Raw genomic sequence first — 15,332 nt, forward strand, 5'->3', positions numbered from 1 at the left:
CGTTGGGAAACAGCAGGAAGCGGCGGTTAGTCGCCGTTGGCGACTTCGCGCCACGCACCGACGTGCCCGGGACGCCGAGGGGTGGCGGCCCGGGCACTCGAGTGCACCTGCTCGATGATCAGAGCGAGTTGATCAGAAAGTGCGCTCCTGCAGCGAGAAGTCGCGCTGGTTGTTGTTGGTGTCCTGGTTCAGCAGGTTGCGCGTGTTCGAACCCGCGAGCTGCGCGGTGCGCTGGTTCTCGGGCTGCGCGTGCACGCCTTCCTTCGCCGCGGTCACGGGAGCGGAGAACGCGACACCGTCGATCTTGAAGGCGTTCGGGGTCATACTGCCGAAGATCGCGACACCGCCGAGGGTCGGGATGCCCTCCTCACCGAGGAAACGCACGGGGAGAACGTTCGGCGTCGAGGTCGTCCCGGAGAACTCCGCGCCCGTCAGCACCAGCGTGCTGCCGACGTTGTTGGCCGGAGCCAGCGTGAGCGGCTGACCAGTGGCATCGGACAGCGGGATGGTCTGGATGACCTCGTTGCGCTGGTTGTAGATCTTGACGACCCAGTTGGTCAGCTGGACCTGCTCGCTCGAGAGGTTGACGATCTCGATGGCCTCGTCGAGCGGGCCGTTCGGGCCCATCGTGGAGACCTCGTTGATCAGCACTGACGGAAGCTGCGTGACCTCGGGCGCCTCGGGCTCCTCGGCGGCAGTCGCCAGACCCGAGAACGCGATCAGGCCCGCGAATGCGAGCGAAGCGGCTCCGCCCAGCAGACGACGCATTGTCTTTGTCCCTTCGAGAAGTGAATTCGGGGTATTTCTCGCAGGCGGCACATCTGGCCGGAGGAACGGCCATTCTTGCCGCCAGGACTGACTTTGCTCGCATTCGTTCGGGCTAGAAAGGGGCCATTTCAGATAGGTTTCAGATTGTTTTCGCCAGGAGACGGAATCTGGCAGGTGAAGTCGATCGAGTTGTGGTCGGTGTCGCGGGACTCGCCATCGCGGCCCAGCGCTGAATCGGCACAGGGCCTTGCTGCGCCGTCTTCGCTGCACGGGGACGGGGAGCTGAGTCCGACGCTGTCGGCGTGTGCGCCGTACCGGTTTCGGGCGATTACTCCGGTACCGACCACACTGTCCACTACGAGACCGTTAGGGATCGTTCCGCTGAACGTGCTCCCAACTATCACGAAGTATTCACCCGGTGGCAGCACGCTGTTGGGTGGGATGGTGGCGAGGATTCTCGGGGTCCGCCCGGTGCACGCCTGGATCGTCCATCCTCCGACGTCTGTGGTGGTGGAGCCGGTGTTGCGCAGTTCGACGAATCCGCTCGTCCCCAGTGCGATCTCGTTCACTTTCACAGGAGATACCCCTGGGGTGCTGCCGAACGAGCTTCCGGCGAGTAACAGCAACGTTCCAACTGTGTTCACTAAGGGGGCCACATTACGGAGTTTGGCCCCCTGTGCGCGAGGGCACAGGGGGCCAAAGGTCCTTACCACCTGGGACTTGTGGGGAAGGGCGGCGTCGTTGCGTGCCCTGTACGAGTGGCACCGTGACGCCGCCCTCCCTCTTTTCCGCGGGCGGGCAGACCCCTGCCGTCTGCCCGCACTCCGCTAGTGGGAGTGGTCCTCGTTGCGCGTCCTGCGAGATTCCCGTTCGATCACCGCGGCCCGATCGACCTCGGCGTGCGGCACATCCAGCGCCGCGCTGATCCAGGCACGCCAGTAGGGGCCGGGAATGCGTTTGCCGCGTTCCCATCTCGACACTTCTTCACGAGTGACGCTGTCGTTTTGTGAGATCTCGCACAACAGGTCCGCGAGTTCGCGCTGGGTGAGGCCCTGCTCCCGCCGCGCCTGTGGAATCAAGGCGGTAATCGGCGGGGTGTCCTGGTGCTCGTGGGCTTGATGGACTGCCTTGAGCACGGTTCTGCTCCGTTTCGGTGTGATGGCGGGTGCAACAACCACCCTGCCCGATAGCTTCAGAGTTCGGTCCGTGCAAAGTGGTGATACCGGCGGTCGTTGAAAGTTCAGGTACCACTGGAATCGTCCGATCGGATGTTTGGGGTAAACACAGCTGGGCCATCGGGGGGTGTGTTCTCACATTTCGAGCGGCTCGCTAGTGTGAGTGCGCCGGGATCGTTGCCGCAGCAATGACCGAGATGAGAAGGTAGGGAAAATGCTCTCGACGGTCGAAGTGGTGCAGGTGTTCCTGGCGCGACTGGCGGCACAGGACGCACCGGGCATCGCGCGGTTGTGCGCGCCGACCGTGGAATGGGAGGCGCCCGACCCGAACGGCGCCCGATGGGCACCAGGCCCGCGTACCCGCCGCGAGGTCGAGTCCCAGTTCCTGACCCTGTTCGCCACGTTCGGCCTGGAGCAGCTCTCGGTGCGCCAGGTGATCGTCGACGGAGGTGACGCCGCCGTGGTCGGCTGGGCGCGCTGGCGGGTGCTCGCCACCGGTGAGCAGGCGGACGCCCGGTTCGCCGCCGTGCTCTCGGTGCACCTTGGTGAGATCGAGCAGTACTGGCAGATGCCCGACACGTTGGCCGTCGCCGTCGCGACCGGTGCCGCGCGGACAGAGGCATGAGCGTCAAACGCGAGAGATCGACGCGCACGCGGGCGAAGCTCCTGCGTGCCGCTGCCGAGGTGTTCGACCGCGAGGGCTTCGCGGGATCCAGTCTCACCGCCGTATGTGCGCGCGCCGAAGTGTCGAAAGGCGCGCTTTATTGCCACTTCCGCTCGAAGGAGGCGCTCGGCGTCGCGATCATCGAGGAGCAGTCGTTGCTGTGGCACCGGTTGCGCGACGAACAGCTCGCCAAGGAGGAGTCGCCGGCGCAGGCGCTGATCTCGATGTCGTTCGAGTTCGTCCGCAGGCTCGACACCGATCTCACCGTGCGGGTGAGCTCGAAGCTGTTGCGGGAGGCGGTGTTCTTCGACGTCGCGGCCGCCGCCCAGGTCGTCGGCTGGATCGCCGTCGTGCGCGACCTGCTGTCCCAGGCGCGGGACAACGGTGAGCTGCGTGAAGGCGTGAACGTGCGGCACGCGGCGGAGCAGATCGTCGCGGAGCTGCTCGGGCTGCAGCTCGTGGCTCAGGCGTTGAGCGGTGGAACGGACCTGCGCGCGCGGCTCGCCCGGTGGTGGCGAGCCTCTTCTGGCTGCCTGGTGACAGCTTCCGTTCGCGAAACACTGCGTTTCGAGTGACGGTCGTCTCGACCCAATCGAGACAGGAATGGCTGGTCACGCCCCTGCGGTTGTGCTCCTCGTTCGGTAAATACCTTTACGATCTTGGAGGAGCAGCGGTGGCGAGCATCGTCGTGGTGGATCCGTACTCGGCCGGCAAGGGCATCGCGCCCGCGTTCGCCGAGCGTGGCGTCGAAGCGATCGCGGTGCTGACCACCCCCGAACCACCCGCAGGGCTCGCCAGGACGTGGATCCCGGAGAACTACCGCGAGGTCCACGTCCTCGGCGACCTCGACGTGCTGGCCGCGAAGCTCTCCGTCCACGAGCCGATCGCCGTCGTGCCGGGCACCGAGACCGGTGTCGAGACGGCGGAGGCGTTGTCCGAGCTGATCGTGCCGGGCCGCTCGAACGTGCTGACGCTGTCGTCCGCGCGGCGCGACAAGTGGCAGATGGCCGTGGCGCTGCGGACCGCGGACGTCCCGCACCTGCGCCAGATCAGCTCCGACAACGCCGGAGAGGTCGCGGCGTGGCTGCGCCGCGAGGGTCTCGAGGACGCGCCGATCGTGCTGAAGCCGCAGGAGAGCGGCGGCACCGACGACGTGTTCGTCGCCCAGCCGGGTGACGACTGGCCGGCCAAGTTCGACCGGATCCTCGGCAGTGTCAACAAGCTGAACCTCCGCAACGACCGCGTGCTCGTGCAGGAGCTCGCGGTCGGCACCGAGTACGAGGTCGACAGCTACTCGATCGACGGCCGGCACGGCCTCGCCGCGGTCTGGCGCTACGCCAAGGAGTGCCGTGGCGACCGGCTCGGCATCTACCTGTCCAACACGCTGGTCCCCGCCGACGATCCGGTCGTGGACGAGCTGTTCGAGTACGTGTGCCGGGTGCTGGACGCGACCGGCGTGCGCAACGGCCCGGCGCACGTGGAGGTGATGATCACTCCCGACGGCCCGCGGCTGATCGAGATCGGCGCCCGGCTCGCCGGTGCGGAGCAGCAGGAGCTGACGTTCCTCGGCGTCCGGGAGAGTCAGATCACCCGAATGGTCCGCCACCGACTGGATGGCGACACGACGGTCGGCCGGTACACGCAGCACCAGCACGTGAAGTCGGTGTACCTGTCCTCGCCCGCGGCCGGTGAGCTCGGCAACGCGGCGCGGTTCGACGAGCTGGAGTCGTTGCTGCCGAGCTTCCAGCGCGCCGTTCTGCCGTATCGCGAGGGCTCGACCGTCCCGCGTACCGAGGACCTGTGGACTTCGCTCGGTTATGTCGTCCTCGCGACGACCGATCTCGCGCAGCTGAAACGCGACGAGGCTCTCGTGCGAGAAATCGAGGCGGGGCTGATCGTAGTTTGATCTTCAGGATGGCCGGGTAGCCGGAATTCCACGCGACCCGTTAGGTTGCTTCGGACGAGCGGAGGCCGATGAGCGAACCCTGGGACGGCGACCTGACGGGTGCGGTGATCGACAACCGCTTCGTCGTCGGTTCGTTGCTCGGTTCCGGTGGCATGGCCGAGGTCTACCGCGCGTACGACCGCGCGACCACGTCCTCGGTCGCGATCAAGGTCTTCACCGGCCCCGGCCTGCCCGACGACGAGCTGCGCCTGGAGCGCGAGGCCACGATGCTGGCGTCGCTCGAGTGCCCCGGCCTCATCCCGGTGTACGCGTCGGGCTCCGTGTCGCGCCGCCCGTACTTCGTGATGCGCGAGATCACCGGCGGCACCCTGCGGCAACGCATGCGCGAACCGCTGCCGCCCCGGTTCGTGGCGCGGATCGGCGGGCAGATCGCCGCGGTGCTGGACCACGTGCACGGCCTCGGCGTCGTGCACCGCGACATCAAGCCCTCGAACATCCTGCTCGACGACGAGGAGAAGCAGGCCTACCTGGCGGACTTCGGGCTGGCGCTGGTGCCGGAGGTCACCCGTGTGACGACGTCCGGGGTGCTGGTCGGCACCGCGGGCTACCTGGCGCCGGAACAGGTGCGCGGGTCGGACGTCGGGCCTGAGGCCGACGTGTACTCGCTCGGGCTGGTGCTGCTGGAATGCCTGACCGGCCGGTCCGAGTACCCCGGTGGCGATGCCGAGGCCGCGCTCGCCCGGCTGGCGAGGCCGCCGAGGATTCCGATCGACCTGCCGTTGGCGTGGGTGTCGCTGTTGTCCGCGATGACGGACATGGAGCCGGCACGCCGGCCGACCGCCGCCCAGTGCTCCCGGTCGCTGTCGGCTGCCTACGAGGCGAGCCGTGGACTCCCGGCGTTGCTACCGGACGCCGCGGTGTCCCCTGATCCGGCGGAGGTGCCCAGGCCGCGCAAGGGCAAGCGTTTGGCGATCACGGGTGCGGCTGCGGTGGCGGTGGCGGCGGTGGCTGTCGCGGTGGCGAACCTCGGTGGCGGCGGGGGAGAAGCGCCCGCGGCGGACGAGCACCCGTTGCCGGGGCCGTCCACCCGCGTGATCACGGTGGGGCCGTCCACGGTGACGGTGGTACAGACGCCGGACGTGCCCGGTGCGCCGCAGCGGGGAAGCTCGAGCGCGGGCAGCACGTCGCCGAGCAGCACGCCGACTTCGGCGAACCCGCCGACTTCGTCGAACACTCCGGGTTCTTCCGGCTCGTCGCCCACTCAGGAGCCGCCCAAGGACCCGGTCCAGCCGACGAAGGACCGGGAGCCGGGCAAGCCGACCAAGAAGTCCGACACGCCCAGGCCCTGACGTCAGGCCTTCGGTTCCTCGAACTCGGCGAACGGCAGGTCCGCCAGCTCGGCGCGCAGCGTGTCCAGGTCCGAGTACACCGCGGACGCCCCTCGGTCGACCAGCTCGTCCTCGCCGAACCCGCCGGTGAGCAGCCCGATCGACGGCAGTCCCGCACGTCCCGCGGCCTCGCAGTCCCACACCGAGTCGCCGATGACGACCGCGCGGGAGCCCTCGACCCGGCGCAGCGCCACCTGGATCAGGTCCGGCGCCGGCTTCGAGTCGTCGACGTCGTCGGCGGAGGTCCACACGACGTCGCCGGGGTCGATCAGCTTCAGGTAGTGCTCGACGTGCTTGCGCTTGCCGGAGCTCGCGAGCACCACGGCCAGTCCCAGTTCCGTGGCGGCGCGGATCAGCCGGTGCGCGCCCTCGATCGGCTGGATCTCGTCGATCATCTCGTCGAAGCAGCGTTCCCACGCGTCGCGCACCGCGTCGCCGTGGTCCCGTTCCACCTGGTCGCCCGCCACGGCCGCCACCAGCCGGTCGCCGCCCATGCCGATCGAGCGGTGCACCTTCCACGCGGGCACGGTGACGTCGACGCTCCGGAACGCGCGCAGCCACGCCACCGTGTGGTGGTAGTTGGTGTCGACCAGCGTGCCGTCCACGTCGAGGACCACGGTGTTGCTCATGGCAGAGGGTTTGCCCGGCGTCCTACCTCGGCAAACCCACCAGCTCGCGGGCGTCCTGAAGGGACGCGATCTCGCGGCGCAGCACACCGTCGAGCCACTGCGCGTCGGACATCCACGCCTGGTTGGTGTGCAGGCAGACGTGCACAGAGGACCGGTACACCGACAGCGCGACACCCACCGCGTGGCCGGGGGCGACCGGCGCGATCGGGTACAGCTCGCACAGCGCGGCGCCGTCCAGCGACAGCGGCACCGACGGCAGTGGCACCGACGTCACCAGCGTGTCGAACAGCAGCGGCGCGCACCGGGCGGCGACGGGAGCGGCCAGGCGGTGCACCAGCGGCGGCACCTTGTCGGCGAGCAACGGCAACGCGCCCGCGCCGCGATCGGGTCCCGCGGCCTTGGCCGACTCCATCTGCTCACGGACACAACGAAGGCGCTCCACCGGGTCCGGCTCACCGACCGGCAGCGACACGAGGAACCCGGAGATCTGGTTGCCGGCTCCGGCGTCACCGGAGCGTGAGCGCTGGTTAACCGGAATCAGCGCCCGCACGACCGACGACGGGGTGGCGCTGCCGTGCGCGGAAAGCCAGTGCCGCAACGCACCCGTGACGAGGGCGAGCAACACGTCGTTCACCGTGCCGCCATGCGCGCGCCGAATGCGGTGCACGTCCACGAGATCCAGACGCGACATCACCACGCGGCGAGGCCGGGTCGACGCGGTGAGCACCGGCGAGTTCAGCGTCGGCGGGCGGGTGTTCATCAGCACCGAGGAGGCGATGTCGAAGGTGTCCTTGATCCCACGCAGCGACGGGATCGACGGGATGATCGATTTAGACGATTCGCGCGGAGTGTCCGGAATGGACAGCCGGGACGCGTCGAACAGCTGAAGCCCCAGGCCAACCGCCTTCATGCCGTCGCACAACGCGTGGTGCAGCTTGGCGACGACGGCGAACCGCCCACCGGAGAGACCGGTGACGACGTGCAGTTCCCACGGCGGTCGCGCGAGGTCGAGCGGCTGGGCCATGATGTGCGACACCAGGGTGGCGAACCGTTCCCGGCCGCGCACGTGGTGCGTGAAGACGTGATCCTCAGGCGCGAAGCCGGGATCCTCCACCCAGCGCGCGCCGCCCAGCAACGACGTGCGGGCACGTTGGCGCAGCCGCGGAATCTCCTGCGCGCGCTCGCACAACACGGCGGCGACGCGAGCCGGATGCACCGGCGTGGCCGGTGTGAAGGTCGCCACCGCGCCGAGGTGCAGCGGATTGCTGTTGCCCTCCATCGCGAGGAAAGCGATGTCGAGGGGAGAGAGGTGGTCTGTCATAGCTGTGCAAGGCAACCAGGTTCGCGTGACGTGCGCATTTCTATGAGATGGCGGCGACCCATTACCGCCCCAAGTACACCCGAACGGTGGTGCCGGTGTGACTCGTGTGGGTGCGAACCAGGTCACACAACAGGTTGACCATCACGATCCCGAACCCCGACAACCCGGTGAACGACGGCGGGAAACCCGTGCCGGCGTCGCTCACCTCGCACACGGCCGTGTCGCCCTCGCGCCACATCCGCAGCACTCCGCGCCCCGACGCGTGCAGGATGCTGTTCGTCGCCAGTTCGTTCACCGCGAGCACCAGATCCTCGACCTGCTCCCGGCGCAGCCAGCTCGCGTACGCCGTCACGACCTTGCGCATGTGCGCGAGCGTGCCGACGGAGAACACGTGCTCCTCGGCGGACTTGGGCGGCGGCGGCAACGGCACGTTGTAGATGTCGGCGAGCCCGGCGGGATCGGTGTACCACTCGCTCGCCACGCGTCTGGCGCCGTCGATCAGGACCGGATGCGTGCGCTTGGCGTCCGCCAGCACGTGCCCCGGCAGCGCACCCGCGTCGTACGGGCACAGCAACGTCCCCTTGCGCCCCTCGAACGCCGTGTTGATCAACGCCTCGTACTGCACGCACGCCGGGTACTCGAGCTCGCTGCGCCCAGGCCACATCGGCTCGCCCACCATGCGAACCCGTTGCCGCGACGCACTGGCGCTGAACGCCATCAGCACACCGGGAATGATCCGCCCGGGGTTGCGCCCGGCCTCGGTCATGTCGATGAAGTGCACCTGGTCGGCCTGACCCCCGAGCCGCCCGCGCAGCAGAGCGATGCTCGGCTCCGGCACGGCCACCAGCACGGGCTCACCGTTGCTCACTCCATCCGCGACAAATCTGGCCGTGCCTGCGAGGAAGTCGTCCTCGTCCCGGTAGAACAGGGCCTCGTGCGCGAACGGAGCAACGGAGTTCATCGGCTCCCCGGTGATATCGGTGGCAAGAACAAGGGTTCATTCTGCTCCCCGTAACGGTGTTACGGCGGGGGCCAGGCCGATGGTTTGTTGCACGTCGCGAAGCGATTCCGTGATCTGGCGCCGCATCACGCTCCCGCCGGGCGCCAATTCGAGGTGGATTCGGAGTGCGGCCTGGGAAAACACACTGCAGACTCGCACCCTGAGCGAGGGAGGTGACCTTCCGGTGATCCCGCATCACACGCTGACCGGCCCGGACGACGCACCGGTGCTGGTGCTGGCCAACGCACTGGGCACGACCACCGAACTGTGGCGCGACCTCGCCCTCCCGTTCCGCCTGCTGCGCTTCGACCACCGGGGCCACGGCTCAACCGCGCCCGCGTCGGGCCCCTGCACGATCGAATCGCTCGCCGCCGACGTCGTGGACCTGCTCGACCACCTCGAACTGCGTCAGGCGTACTACTGCGGCGTCTCCCTCGGCGGCATGATCGGCATGTGGCTGGCAGCCCACACCGACCGCATCTCCCGCCTGGCCCTGGCGTGCACCACGGCCTGGCACCAGGACAAGTCCGATTGGGACGAACGCATCGAAATCCTGCGCTCCTTCGGCATGGCCCCCGTCGCCGACACGATCGTCGCGCGGTGGTTCACACCGTCGTTCTCCCCGGCCGTCGTGGCGCACTTCCGCTCCGAACTCCTGAAGGTCGACGTTCCTTCCTACATCGCGTGCGCCGAGGCGATCCGCGACACGGACCTGCGCCCTGCCCTGGAGAAGATCGACGTCCCGACCGTCGTGATCGCCGCCGCCCAGGATCACACCACGCCGCCCGAGTGCGCCCGCCAGATCGCCGACGAACTACCCGACTCGGAGCTCTACATAGTCGGCGACGCGGCACACCTGGCCGTCGTCGAGGCGCCGCGGACGATCTCGGTGATCCTCGACGATCATTTCGGCAACGACTGATCGGCTCGGGCCGCTTCACCGAGCTTGGGTCTTTTCATCGTCGCGAAGCGGCGATGAAAAGACCCGACTCGTGGACCCGGCACAGGTCAACGCCGCCCCGTCACACCTTCTCGAGCGGCCGATGCGGTTCCGCCGGCAACTCCACCCGAATCTCATCCCCAGGCCGCACCACGCCGCCCACCAGCACGATCGACATGATCCCGGCCCGCCGAATCAGCTCCCCATCAGCCCCCTTGCTCACAACCTCCTTGAGCAACCCGGCTGAGAAGTTCTCGATCTGCACACACGGGTTCCGCAGCCCGGTCACCTCGACCACGGCCTCAGGCCCGAGGTGCAGCCGCGTCCCGGTCGGCAGTCCGAGCAGATCGATCCCCCGAGTGGTGACGTTCTCCCCGATCTCTCCGGGAGCGATCGAGAATCCCTTCTCCCGCAACTCGTCGAACAGTTCGGCGTGCATCAAGTGCACCTGGCGCAGGTTCGGCTGCGTCGGATCCTGCCGGACCCTGGACCGGTGCTTGACCGTCACACCCTGATGAACGTCGCCCTCGACCCCGAGCCCTTCGAGCAGCGTGATGCTCGTCTGGACCGGCTTGGTGAACGTGTACTCCGCGCTGCGGCTGACTGCCGTGACAACCCCCATGCCTCAGATTCTGCACGATCACGAAGGCGCCCGACGCACGGCCATTCGCTTCACCGGCTACTCCGTTCGGTCGTGCGGAACAGGGAAGTCGGACTCGATCAAGGTGTCTCAATTCTGCCGCGTTGATCAGCGTTGAGCTGGGAGGACGTAGCAAGCCGTGGAAACGCTCCCACGAACCTCCGGAAAGAGTCTTGACTAATACTCACGTCAGGCTGTTGACTCCGTCACACCTCGTCGGAACCGGTACCGAAACCGGTTTCAGAGGCGGCGGAAGGAAGTTCGGCATGCGTGTCACGATCGCGGAGGTCGCCCAACGCGCCCAGGTGTCCAAAGCGACCGTGTCACGTGTGCTGAACGGCAAGCCGGACGTGGACGCCGGCACCGCGCAGCGCGTTCGCAAGGTCATCGACGAGATCGGGTACGTGCCGAGTGCGCGTGCCGTGGGGCTGGCGCGCGGGCGGACCCGCACGGTCGGCATGTTGGCGCCAAGCCTGACCTGGCCGTGGATGGGTGAGGTCATGCAAGGGGTCGTCGACACGCTCGAGGCCGACGGGTACGGGTTGTTGCTCTACACGTTGAACCGCGGGCCCGAGTCGCTGAACCAGTTCGCGAACCACGTGTCCGCCAACGCTTTCGACGGGCTGCTGGTCGTCGAGCCGCCGGATGCCCTGCACTACATCTCCACGCTCTACCGGGCGGGACTGCCGGTCGTGATGATCGACGATCGCGGCTCGCACCCGGAGTTTCCTTCGGTGACGACGACGAATCGGCAGGGAGGCGCCGACGTCGCGCGGCATCTCGTCGCGGCCGGGCGCCGCAGGTTCGCCGTCGTCACCGGGCCGCCGCACTTCGGGTGCACTCAGGCGAGGCTGGACGGGTTCCGGCTCGCCTTGGCGGAAGCGGGTCTGACGCTGCACCCGGACCTCGTGGTCGACGGCGACTTCACCACGGAAGGCGGTGAGGTCGCCGTCGACAAGCTCATCGCGAGTGGCGTCCCGTTCGACGCGGTGTTCGCGCACAACGACCTCTCCGCGGTCGGCGTGCTCAGGGCACTGCGCGAGGCAGGCCGGTCCGTCCCCGACGACGTGTCCGTGGTCGGTTTCGACGACGTGCCGGTCGCCGGACACACCGAACCCCGGCTGACGACGATCCGCCAGCCGCTGCAGGAGATGGGCGCCGCCGCCGCGCGGATGCTGCTCTCCACGCTCGAGGGGCAGCCGATGCCCGATCACCCGCTGGTGCTGCCCACCTCGTTGATCGTGCGCGAATCCGCGCCCTGACCCACCACAACTGAACGAGCCGGCCGGGCCGCGTGCGGTCCGGCTAGTTCGCCGTACGCGTGGGAGAGCGCTCTCACGCACCGTCGTGTCGGGAGATTCCCCCATGCGCAGAACAGTCATCGTCGCGTTGGCACTGGCGCTCGCGGCGACGGGTTGCTCCTCCGGTGGCGCCACCAAGGCTTCCGGGGTGCTGACCGTGGGCATGCCCAACGGGCCGCTGACCGAGAACCACAACCCGTTCCTGCCCACGTCGGCGGCGGGTTCGCTCGGCTACCGCTACGTGATCTACGAGCCCCTCGCGTTCGTGAACAACACGCGGCCCGCGCAGGACCCGGTGCCGTGGCTCGCGACGAAGTGGGACTGGGCGGACAACTACAAGAAGGTCACCTTCACGATCCGGGAGAACGTGAAGTGGTCCGACGGCAAGCCGCTCACGGCCGCCGACGTCGCCTTCTCGTACGAGATCCTGAAGAAGTGGCCCGCGCTCAACAACCGCGACTCGCTCAAGGTCGAGAGCGCGACGGCGACACCGGACGGCAAGGTCGAGGTCACGTTCGCCTCGCCGCAGTTCGTGAACCGCAACAAGGTGATCAGCGCGATGGTCGTGCCCCAGCACGTCTGGAGCACCGTCGCCGACCCCACGACCTACACGAACCCCAACCCGGTCGGCACCGGCCCGTACCAGGTGAAGTCGTTCACCTCGCAGACCGTCACGGTCACCAGGCGCAGCGAGTACTGGCAGGAACCGCCGAAGGTGTCGGAGATCCAGTACACCTCGTACAACGACAACACGGCGCAGACCACCGCGCTGGCGTCGGGCGCGAGCCAGTGGTCGTACGTGTTCATCCCGGACTACCAGAAGCTCTACGTCGACAAGGACCCGAAGAACCACAAGCTGTGGTTCCCCGCCGGCCTCGGCATCCACGGCCTGTGGCTGAACACGACCGTCGCGCCGTTCGACAACGCCGCGCTGCGGGCCGCGATGAGCGACGTGATCGACCGCGAGGCGATCTTCGTGCGCGGTGAGGCGCGGCTGTTCCCGAAGCTCGAGTCGCCGACCGGTCTGCCGTTGCCCGCCGGTGAGTCGTTCCTCGCGCCGGAGTACAAGTCCGCGCGGTTCGAGGTCAGCGTCGACAGGGCCAGGCGGAAGCTGACCACGGCAGGGTTCACTGTGGACGGTGGCGTGCTCAAGGCGCCCGGTGGCAAGCCGGTGACGATCGAGCTCACGAACCCGTCCGGCTGGTCGGACTACCTGACGGTGCTGGACATCATCTCCAGCGACCTGAAGAAGATCGGCATCGAGGCGACCGTGCGCACGCAGACCGCGGACGCGTGGACGACCGACTTCGCGAACGGCGCGTTCCAGGGTTCGTTGCGCTGGACGAACACCGGTGCCACGCCGTACGAGATGTACCAGAACATCATGGACGGCGCGGAGATCAAGCCGATCGGGCAGACCGCGGCGGTGAACTTCGGCCGTTACAACAACGCCGAGGCCACGGCCGCGCTGGCCGAGTACGCGAACGCCGCCGACGACGCGACCCGCGCGAAGAGCCTCGCGGCGCTGCAGAAGATCATGGTCGAGCAGGTGCCGATGATCCCGACCTCCGCCGGCCCGATCGGTGCCGAGTACAGCACGAAGAGCTGGGTCGGCTGGCCGTCGGAAGAGGACCCGTACGGTCCGCCGCAGGCCACCCTGCCCAACGCGCTGCAGATCGTCATGAAGCTGAAGCCGGCGTCATGAGCCAATCCGTCCCTGATCTCGAGGCGGTGCTGGAAGCGAAGGGTCTGGTCAAGACCTACCAGCGCGTGCGCGCGGTGCAGGACGTCTCCCTCGTCCTGCGCCGCGGGCGCGTCACCGCTCTCGTCGGCGAGTCCGGGTCGGGCAAGTCGACGGTGGCGAAGCTGCTGGCGAGGCTGGTGGAGCCCACCGAGGGGGAGATCCTGCTGGACGGCGGGAAGGTGCGACGGGTCCGGGAGTACCGGCGCAAGGTCCAGATGGTGTTCCAGGACCCGTTCGCATCGCTCAACCCGATCCACACGATCCGCTACCACCTGACCCGGCCGCTGAAGATCCACAAGCGGCCGGAGACACCAGAGGAGCTCATGGAACGGGTGCAGCTGCCCGCGGACTTCCTGAGCCGCTACCCGCACGAACTCTCGGGTGGTCAACGGCAGCGCGTCGCCATCGCGCGAGCGCTTGCGGCGCACCCCGAGGTGCTGCTCGCGGACGAGCCGGTGTCCATGTTGGATGTGTCGATCCGGCTCGGCGTGCTGAACCTGTTGCTGGACCTGAAGGAACGGCTCAGGCTCGCCGTCCTGTACATCACGCACGACATCGCTTCGGCGCGCTACTTCGCCGACGAGACGTTCGTGATGTACGGCGGGCAGATCGTCGAGGGCGGCGACAGCGAGTCCGTGACGCAGCAGCCGGCGCACCCGTACACGCAGCTGCTGATCGAGTCCGCGCCCGATCCGGAACGGTCGGTGGTCGCGCTGGATGCACCGGTCGAGGAGGTGGCCGCGGTGTCGGCGGGCTGTCAGTTCGCGGCGCGCTGCCCGAAGGTCCAGGCCCGCTGCTGGGCGGACGCACCACCCCGCAAGGATGTCGGCGACGGCCACTGGGCGGCGTGCTGGCTCTATGTGGAGGCGGCCGCATGACCTTCCTGCTGCGCCGAGCATCGTTCTACCTGATCACGCTCTGGGCGGCGATCACGGCGAACTTCCTGTTGCCGCGCCTGCTGCCGGGCGACCCGGTGCAGGCGATGATCACCAAGCTCGGCGGGCGGCTCAACAGTGACGCGATGGCGTCGCTGTACATCCTGTTCGGGCTGGACGAGAAGAAGTCGATCTGGGAGCAGTACGTCGACTACTGGGGTGCGCTGCTGCGCGGTGACCTCGGCCTGTCGTTCACGTTCTTCCCGACGCCGGTCGCCGACGTGCTCTCGCAGTCGCTGCCGTGGACGCTCGGCCTGATCGGCGTCACGACGATCATCGCGTTCCTGCTGGGCACGCTCATCGGCGTCTACGCGGGCTGGAAGCGCGGTTCGTGGATGGACACGCTGATCCCGGTGACGACGTTCCTGTCGTCGATCCCGTACTTCTGGCTCGGGCTGATCGTGATCTCGGTGTTCTCCGTGACCTTCCCGCTGCTGCCGGCGTCCGGTGGGTACGCGGCGGGCCTGGTGCCGGAGTGGTCGGGCGAGTTCGTCGGCAGCGTCCTGGAGCACGCCGTGCTGCCGGGCATCACGATCGTCGTGAGCTCGGTGGCCGGCTGGATCCTCGGCATGCGCAACATGATGGTGACCGTCACCGCGGAGGACTACGTGCTGGTCGCGCGGGCCAAGGGACTGTCGGAAAAACGGATCATGTTCGCCTACGCCGCGCGCAACGCCGTGCTGCCGTCGATCTCCGGTTTCGCGCTGTCGCTGGGCTTCATCGTCGGCGGTGCGCTGCTGGTGGAGATGGTGTTCTCGTATCCGGGCCTGGGTTACGTGCTGTTCCAGGGCATCGGCGCGAAGGACTATCCGTTGATGCAGGGCGTGTTCCTGGTGATCACGCTGGCGGTGCTGGTGGCGAACCTGCTCGCCGACGTCGGCTACCTGTTGCTGGACCCGCGCACTCGGCGGGAGGGCTGAA

At 68.0% G+C, this 15,332-nt stretch carries 16 protein-coding genes; 9 read left to right on the forward strand and 7 right to left on the reverse strand.

The genetic code is table 11. The features are described 5' to 3' along the window. Positions 1–132 precede the first annotated feature (132 nt). The 3 genes from JOD27_RS36435 to JOD27_RS36445 form a co-directional block, all read right to left on the reverse strand. Positions 133–768 carry a lamin tail domain-containing protein gene (locus tag JOD27_RS36435; RefSeq protein ID WP_204766885.1) on the reverse strand — a complete coding sequence of 212 codons (636 nt, stop codon included), beginning with the start codon at positions 766–768 and terminating at the stop codon, positions 133–135. A gap of 128 nt (positions 769–896) precedes the next feature. Continuing rightward, on the reverse strand, positions 897–1,481 hold the full coding sequence (locus JOD27_RS36440; RefSeq protein WP_307830540.1) for a lamin tail domain-containing protein: 585 nt from the start codon (positions 1,479–1,481) through the stop codon (positions 897–899). Between the two features lie 114 nt (positions 1,482–1,595). After that, positions 1,596–1,904 carry a helix-turn-helix transcriptional regulator gene (locus tag JOD27_RS36445; protein ID WP_307830541.1) on the reverse strand — a complete coding sequence of 103 codons (309 nt, stop codon included), beginning with the start codon at positions 1,902–1,904 and terminating at the stop codon, positions 1,596–1,598. Between the two features lie 253 nt (positions 1,905–2,157). Here JOD27_RS36445 and JOD27_RS36450 point away from each other — a divergent pair, with 253 nt between their 5' ends. The 4 genes from JOD27_RS36450 (at position 2,158) to JOD27_RS36465 (ending at position 5,862) form a co-directional block, all read left to right on the forward strand. Further along, on the forward strand, positions 2,158–2,568 hold the full coding sequence (locus JOD27_RS36450; protein WP_204766887.1) for a nuclear transport factor 2 family protein: 411 nt from the start codon (positions 2,158–2,160) through the stop codon (positions 2,566–2,568). Next, positions 2,565–3,182: a ScbR family autoregulator-binding transcription factor gene (locus JOD27_RS36455; RefSeq protein ID WP_204766888.1), complete on the forward strand. Its 618-nt coding sequence runs from the start codon at positions 2,565–2,567 to the stop codon at positions 3,180–3,182. The genes JOD27_RS36450 and JOD27_RS36455 overlap by 4 nt, the downstream gene beginning before the upstream one ends. 98 nt (positions 3,183–3,280) lie before the next feature. Next, the gene (locus tag JOD27_RS36460) at positions 3,281–4,513 is read left to right on the forward strand and encodes an ATP-grasp domain-containing protein (protein WP_204766889.1); all 1,233 of its coding nucleotides are present in this window, start codon (positions 3,281–3,283) and stop codon (positions 4,511–4,513) included. A 68-nt stretch (positions 4,514–4,581) separates the two neighbouring features. After that, positions 4,582–5,862 carry a serine/threonine-protein kinase gene (locus tag JOD27_RS36465; RefSeq protein ID WP_204766890.1) on the forward strand — a complete coding sequence of 427 codons (1,281 nt, stop codon included), beginning with the start codon at positions 4,582–4,584 and terminating at the stop codon, positions 5,860–5,862. Between the two features lie 2 nt (positions 5,863–5,864). On the opposite strand, the gene JOD27_RS36470 is transcribed toward JOD27_RS36465, so the two are convergent. The 3 genes from JOD27_RS36470 to JOD27_RS36480 form a co-directional block, all read right to left on the reverse strand. Beyond that, on the reverse strand, positions 5,865–6,530 hold the full coding sequence (locus tag JOD27_RS36470) for an HAD family hydrolase (RefSeq protein ID WP_204766891.1): 666 nt from the start codon (positions 6,528–6,530) through the stop codon (positions 5,865–5,867). Between the two features lie 22 nt (positions 6,531–6,552). After that, positions 6,553–7,851 (reverse strand): wax ester/triacylglycerol synthase family O-acyltransferase, encoded by a 1,299-nt coding sequence (locus JOD27_RS36475; RefSeq protein ID WP_204766892.1) that lies wholly within the window; start codon positions 7,849–7,851, stop codon positions 6,553–6,555. A 61-nt stretch (positions 7,852–7,912) separates the two neighbouring features. Next, positions 7,913–8,812, reverse strand: coding sequence for an anti-sigma factor RsbA family regulatory protein (locus JOD27_RS36480; protein ID WP_204766893.1), 900 nt, complete (start codon positions 8,810–8,812; stop codon positions 7,913–7,915). Between the two features lie 223 nt (positions 8,813–9,035). Between JOD27_RS36480 and JOD27_RS36485 the strand changes: the two genes are divergently transcribed. After that, the gene (locus JOD27_RS36485) at positions 9,036–9,773 is read left to right on the forward strand and encodes an alpha/beta fold hydrolase (RefSeq protein ID WP_204766894.1); all 738 of its coding nucleotides are present in this window, start codon (positions 9,036–9,038) and stop codon (positions 9,771–9,773) included. Positions 9,774–9,873: 100 nt separating this feature from the next. Here the strand turns inward: JOD27_RS36485 and JOD27_RS36490 are convergent, their stop codons facing one another. Next, on the reverse strand, positions 9,874–10,413 hold the full coding sequence (locus JOD27_RS36490; RefSeq protein ID WP_204766895.1) for an MOSC domain-containing protein: 540 nt from the start codon (positions 10,411–10,413) through the stop codon (positions 9,874–9,876). A gap of 284 nt (positions 10,414–10,697) precedes the next feature. On the opposite strand from JOD27_RS36490, the gene JOD27_RS36495 reads away from it, so the two are divergent. The 4 genes from JOD27_RS36495 to JOD27_RS36510 all read left to right on the forward strand — a co-directional run bounded on the left by JOD27_RS36495 (position 10,698) and on the right by JOD27_RS36510 (position 15,331). After that, positions 10,698–11,693, forward strand: coding sequence for a LacI family DNA-binding transcriptional regulator (locus tag JOD27_RS36495; protein ID WP_204766896.1), 996 nt, complete (start codon positions 10,698–10,700; stop codon positions 11,691–11,693). Between the two features lie 103 nt (positions 11,694–11,796). Next, a complete protein-coding gene (locus JOD27_RS36500) occupies positions 11,797–13,437 on the forward strand; it encodes an ABC transporter substrate-binding protein (protein ID WP_204766897.1) in 1,641 nt (546 codons plus the stop codon). Then, positions 13,434–14,354: an ABC transporter ATP-binding protein gene (locus tag JOD27_RS36505; protein ID WP_204766898.1), complete on the forward strand. Its 921-nt coding sequence runs from the start codon at positions 13,434–13,436 to the stop codon at positions 14,352–14,354. The genes JOD27_RS36500 and JOD27_RS36505 overlap by 4 nt, the downstream gene beginning before the upstream one ends. After that, a complete protein-coding gene (locus JOD27_RS36510; protein WP_204766899.1) occupies positions 14,351–15,331 on the forward strand; it encodes an ABC transporter permease in 981 nt (326 codons plus the stop codon). Before JOD27_RS36505 ends, JOD27_RS36510 begins: the two co-directional genes overlap by 4 nt. Position 15,332 lies beyond the last annotated feature (1 nt).

Source organism: Lentzea nigeriaca, assembly GCF_016907955.1.
In the GTDB taxonomy this organism is placed as follows: domain Bacteria; phylum Actinomycetota; class Actinomycetes; order Mycobacteriales; family Pseudonocardiaceae; genus Lentzea; species Lentzea nigeriaca.

What these genes read in the sequence shown, in the direction of transcription:
- JOD27_RS36475 (WP_204766892.1), bottom strand. Translation starts at nt 7,851, where the DNA reads ATGACAGACCACCTCTCTCCCCTCGACATCGCTTTCCTCGCGATGGAG.
- JOD27_RS36505 (WP_204766898.1), top strand. Translation starts at nt 13,434, where the DNA reads ATGAGCCAATCCGTCCCTGATCTCGAGGCGGTGCTGGAAGCGAAGGGT.
- JOD27_RS36495 (WP_204766896.1), top strand. Translation starts at nt 10,698, where the DNA reads ATGCGTGTCACGATCGCGGAGGTCGCCCAACGCGCCCAGGTGTCCAAA.
- JOD27_RS36490 (WP_204766895.1), bottom strand. Translation starts at nt 10,413, where the DNA reads ATGGGGGTTGTCACGGCAGTCAGCCGCAGCGCGGAGTACACGTTCACC.
- JOD27_RS36500 (WP_204766897.1), top strand. Translation starts at nt 11,797, where the DNA reads ATGCGCAGAACAGTCATCGTCGCGTTGGCACTGGCGCTCGCGGCGACG.
- JOD27_RS36470 (WP_204766891.1), bottom strand. Translation starts at nt 6,530, where the DNA reads ATGAGCAACACCGTGGTCCTCGACGTGGACGGCACGCTGGTCGACACC.
- JOD27_RS36480 (WP_204766893.1), bottom strand. Translation starts at nt 8,812, where the DNA reads ATGAACTCCGTTGCTCCGTTCGCGCACGAGGCCCTGTTCTACCGGGAC.
- JOD27_RS36450 (WP_204766887.1), top strand. Translation starts at nt 2,158, where the DNA reads ATGCTCTCGACGGTCGAAGTGGTGCAGGTGTTCCTGGCGCGACTGGCG.
- JOD27_RS36510 (WP_204766899.1), top strand. Translation starts at nt 14,351, where the DNA reads ATGACCTTCCTGCTGCGCCGAGCATCGTTCTACCTGATCACGCTCTGG.
- JOD27_RS36435 (WP_204766885.1), bottom strand. Translation starts at nt 768, where the DNA reads ATGCGTCGTCTGCTGGGCGGAGCCGCTTCGCTCGCATTCGCGGGCCTG.
- JOD27_RS36455 (WP_204766888.1), top strand. Translation starts at nt 2,565, where the DNA reads ATGAGCGTCAAACGCGAGAGATCGACGCGCACGCGGGCGAAGCTCCTG.
- JOD27_RS36465 (WP_204766890.1), top strand. Translation starts at nt 4,582, where the DNA reads ATGAGCGAACCCTGGGACGGCGACCTGACGGGTGCGGTGATCGACAAC.